Genomic DNA, 4,080 nt, shown 5'->3' with positions numbered 1-4,080 from the left:
CGCGCCCGCCGTCGAGCGGCGGGATCGGCATCATGTTGAAGACGGCCAATGCCGCGTTGAGTCGGACCGAATTCACGAGGTTGTTGGCGATCCATTGCGCCGAACTCGCCGGAGCAAGCGGCAAGGCATGGAATGCCAGGGCGGTTGCAAGCGCCAGCAGGATGTTGGTGGCGGGCCCGGCCAGCGCCACCCAGACCATGTCGAGCCTGGGGTTGTTGAGCTTGCGGAAATTGATCGGCACCGGCTTGGCATAACCGAACAGGAACGGCGAATGCGCGAACAGCAGCATCGCCGGCAGAAGCACGGTGCCGAACGGGTCGATATGCCTGATAGGATTGAAGCTGACGCGGCCAAGCTGCCAGGCCGTGTCGTCGCCAAGGCGATGTGCGGCGAAAGCGTGCGCGGCCTCGTGGAAGGTGATGGCGATCAGGAGTGGCAGCACCCAGACCGAGAGGTCGTAGAGAGAAATGTTCACAGCGCGTCCGTCCCGGTGTGCCTGCGGCCTTGCAGCCGACCCAGCCAAACCGGCGGAGCAGCAACGTCCTGACCAACATAGGGGAGCCGGTTCGGAAATGCCACGATCTACGCCGGGATCGTCCCCTCATATTGGATCAGGCCGTCGTCGAGCTTGAGCCAGGCGAGCTTCTCGCTCACCCAGATGTGCTCGGTCGGCGCGAAGGCGTTGCGGTCGTCGAATGTCGCGAGCGAAACGCCCGCCAGCGTGCCGTTGCGCCGCCAGGCGAACAGGCGCGTGCCACAGCGCCTGCAGAACACGCGGTCGATGTTCTCGGACGAGGCATAGCGCTCGGTGTCGCCCTCGACGGTGAGCGCGCGCTGGTCGAACTGCGCGCGGGCGAAATAGGGCGAGCCCATCGCCTTCTGGCACAAGCGGCAATGGCAGATGCGGACGTTGAGCGGCTCGCCCTCCGCCTTGAACCGCACCGCACCGCACAGGCATCCACCTTCCCGGATCATGGCTTCAGGCCACCCGCCATTCGCCGACCTGGCGCGCCATGTTCCAGTTGAGATTGTCGAGATCGCCGTCCATGTCGGAATTCCTCCGTCTGGTGTTGGTGAAGGCGGCCCAGCAGAAGCCGCCATGGGTGCGCACGGCAATCGTGCTGGTGCCCGGCAGGCTGCCATTGTGCCACCAATTGTCGTGTTTGTTGACACAGAAACCCTTGGCATAATCCGGGCTGTAGCTCGGCGCGGTGGTCATGACCTCGATGGTGCGCGGCCGCAGGATGTTGGCCGGCCTGGTGTAGCCGTCCACATGCATCAGGAATTGCACGAGATCCGCCGGCGTCGCGATCCAGCCGCCATGGGAATCCATCCGCCGGACATTCATGCCGTAGGGGCCTTCACCCTGGCGGTAATAGACGACCTCGCCGGCCTGGCGCTGCTCACGCGTGTCGCCCGCGATGGTCATGTCCGTGACGCCGCAGCGCGCGAGCACCTCGGTGCGGACATGATCGGCATAGGGCTGGCCGGTGAGCTTCTCGATCACGCGGCCGAGCACGCAATAGCCGAAATTGGAATAGGCGTAGCGCTGGCCCGGCGGCCGGTCGAGCGGCCGGTTGGCGAGCGTCCAGCCGATCAGCTCGGCATGATCCATCCGCGGATGGGTGAACATGGGATCGCGGTTGTCGTTGCTCCAGCCGCCGGCGGTGTGGGTCAACAGATGCTCGAGCGTGATCTGGTCGATGTCGGCGGAGGAGGGCGGCGACGCGTAATCGGTGCCGAGCAGCGCGCCCGGGCCGAACACGCGATCCGTCAGCTTGAGGCGGTTCTGCTCGATCAGGCGGAAGAGCGTGACCGCGGTGATCATCTTGCTGACGCTGGCGATCCGGAACAGATGCCGCGGCGTCACGGCCTCGTTCCGCTCGATATCGGCGGCACCGAAGGCGTCCTCGTGGACAACAATGCCGGCATAGCCGATCGCAACCGACAGTGCCGGCACGCCGTACTTGTCCATGAAGCTGTGCGCGAGCCGCGCCATGGCGCCGCGTTCGGCCGGCGAGGGCGGCCGGATGCTCGGCGGGTTGGGCGCGAGTTGCGCTGATGCCGTCGACGACAGCAGCGGCAGCGCGCCTGCGCCCGCTGCAAGCTTCACGAAATCCCGACGCCCAACCCGCATGGTCCGCCCTTTCGCGAGGGCGGCCATGTCTCAGTAGGTCGCCCGTCCACCGGAAATATCAAACACGGCGCCGGTAGAGAAGGCACAATCCCCGGATGAAAGCCACGCGACCATCGCGGCAAGCTCTTCCACCAGCACGAAGCGGGCCTTGGGGATTTTCGACAGCATGAAGTCGATATGCTGCTGCGTCATCTGGTCGAAGATCGCGGTTTTCGCCGCAGCCGGCGTCACCGCGTTCACCAGGATGTCATGTGCCGCCAATTCCTTGCCGAGCGACTTCGTCAGCGCGATCAGGCCGGCCTTCGACGCCGAATAATGCGAGGCGTTGGGATTGCCTTCCTTGCCGGCGATCGAGGCGATGTTGACGATCCGCCCGTATTTCTGCTTGAGCATTTGGGGCACGATCGCCTTGCAGACGATGAACGGGCCGTCGAGGTTGATGCGCAGCACCTTGCGCCATTCCTCCAGATCCGTCTCCCAGACCGGCTTGTTGACGCCGGCAATGCCGGCATTGTTGACGAGGATGTCGATCTTGCCGAAGGCGGCCAGCGTCGCATCGCGCGCCTGCTCGACGCCTGCGGTGTCGGTGACGTCGACCTTGAACACTTTGGTCTCGCCGCCGACTTCCTTCGCGGTCTTCTCGGCCAGGGCCGAGTCAAAATCCCAGATCGCGACCTTGGCGCCTGATGCGATGAAGCGCTCGGTGATGGCGCGGCCAAAGCCCTGCGCGCCGCCGGTGACGATTGCGACGCGGCCGTTGAGATCGATCTTGTTCATGCCGGAGGCCCCTGGCGTCAGAGCATGTAGCCGCCGTCGACGACGAGGTCGACGCCGGTGGTGAAGGCGCTCTCGTCGCTGCCGAGATAGACCGCCATGGAGGCGATCTCGTCGGCGGTGCCGAGCCGGCCCATCTTCTGGCGGGAGATGAACATCTCCTTGCCCTGCGGCCCCTGCGCCGCGGCGCGGTCGAGCATCGAGGGGGTCTCGACGGTGCCGGGGCAGATCGAGTTGCAGCGGATGCCCTTGGTGATGAAGTCGAGCGCGACCGCGCGCGACAGCAGCGACACGGCCGCCTTCGACGAGCTGTAGACATAACGGTTCGCCGGCGGGCGCAGTGCTGCGCAGGACGAGATGTTGACGATGCTGCCGCCACCGCCCGCGATCATGTCGGGCAGGAACGCCTTGATGGTCCGGTGCATCGACTTGACGTTGAGGTCGAACGAGAAGTCGAAATCCTCTTCCGAGCATTCCAGGATGGTGCCGTGGTGCACGAAGCCGGCCGCGTTGAGCAGGATGTCGATCTTGCCGACGCGTTTTGCAAAAGCGTTGACCTCTGCGGTGTTGCGGACGTCGAGCTTTGCGACCTCGGCGATGCCTTCCTTGGTCAGGCCCGCGATGCCGCTCTCGTTGATGTCGGTGGCGATGACGGTTGCGCCTTCACGCGCGAACGCGAGAGCGCATGCGCGCCCGATGCCTGCTGCCGCAGCCGTGATGACGGCGCGCTTACCCTTGAGGCGGTCTGCCATTTTGTTTTTCTCCTCTGAATTTCTTGCCGTCATTCCGGGGCGCGGCGCAGCCGCGAGCCCGGAATCCATAACCACGATCGGGAGTATGGATTCCGGGCCTGCGCCTTACGGCGCATCCCGGAATGACGATCTTTCCTAGTGGTTGTCTCTCGCCACACCGAACGTGCCGGCGACGTTCTGGTACCGGGTGGCGAGCTCCATGCAGGCGCCGGTCGATTGCTGGCCGACGGTGTTGCGATAAAGCTCCTGCCACGGCGTCTGGTTTGCCGGATGCTTGAAACCGCCATTGGCCATCAGCTCGGCGTGACGCTTCTTCACCTCGTCGTCCGAGATCAGGATGTTGGCGCTGCCCTTGTTGAGGTCGATGCGCACCTTGTCGCCGGTCTTGAGGATCGCAAGCCCGCCATTGGCGGGCGC

General features: G+C 64.8%; 5 protein-coding genes and 1 pseudogene. All 6 read right to left on the bottom strand.

Annotation, left to right across the window (positions count from 1 at the left end):
* The coding region (locus PMI42_RS12375) for a site-2 protease family protein (protein WP_008134307.1) at window positions 1-475 on the bottom strand (475 nt) is incomplete at its 3' end.
* Window positions 476-582: 107 nt separating this feature from the next.
* A complete protein-coding gene (locus PMI42_RS12370; protein ID WP_008134305.1) occupies window positions 583-975 on the bottom strand; it encodes a GFA family protein in 393 nt (130 codons plus the stop codon).
* 4 nt (window positions 976-979) lie between these two features.
* Window positions 980-2,113 carry a serine hydrolase domain-containing protein gene (locus PMI42_RS12365; protein ID WP_240535231.1) on the bottom strand — a complete coding sequence of 378 codons (1,134 nt, stop codon included), beginning with the start codon at window positions 2,111-2,113 and terminating at the stop codon, window positions 980-982.
* A gap of 54 nt (window positions 2,114-2,167) precedes the next feature.
* Window positions 2,168-2,914: an SDR family NAD(P)-dependent oxidoreductase gene (locus tag PMI42_RS12360; RefSeq protein WP_008134303.1), complete on the bottom strand. Its 747-nt coding sequence runs from the start codon at window positions 2,912-2,914 to the stop codon at window positions 2,168-2,170.
* 17 nt (window positions 2,915-2,931) lie between these two features.
* The gene (locus PMI42_RS12355) at window positions 2,932-3,663 is read right to left on the bottom strand and encodes an SDR family oxidoreductase (protein ID WP_008134301.1); all 732 of its coding nucleotides are present in this window, start codon (window positions 3,661-3,663) and stop codon (window positions 2,932-2,934) included.
* A gap of 135 nt (window positions 3,664-3,798) precedes the next feature.
* Window positions 3,799-4,080: pseudogene (locus tag PMI42_RS12350) on the bottom strand (dihydroxy-acid dehydratase domain-containing protein); the annotation flags it as partial.

The organism is Bradyrhizobium sp. YR681 (assembly GCF_000282615.1).
Lineage (GTDB): Bacteria > Pseudomonadota > Alphaproteobacteria > Rhizobiales > Xanthobacteraceae > Bradyrhizobium.
Note: the sequence above shows the minus strand (reverse complement) of the source record. Positions and strands in the feature narration are given on the sequence as shown.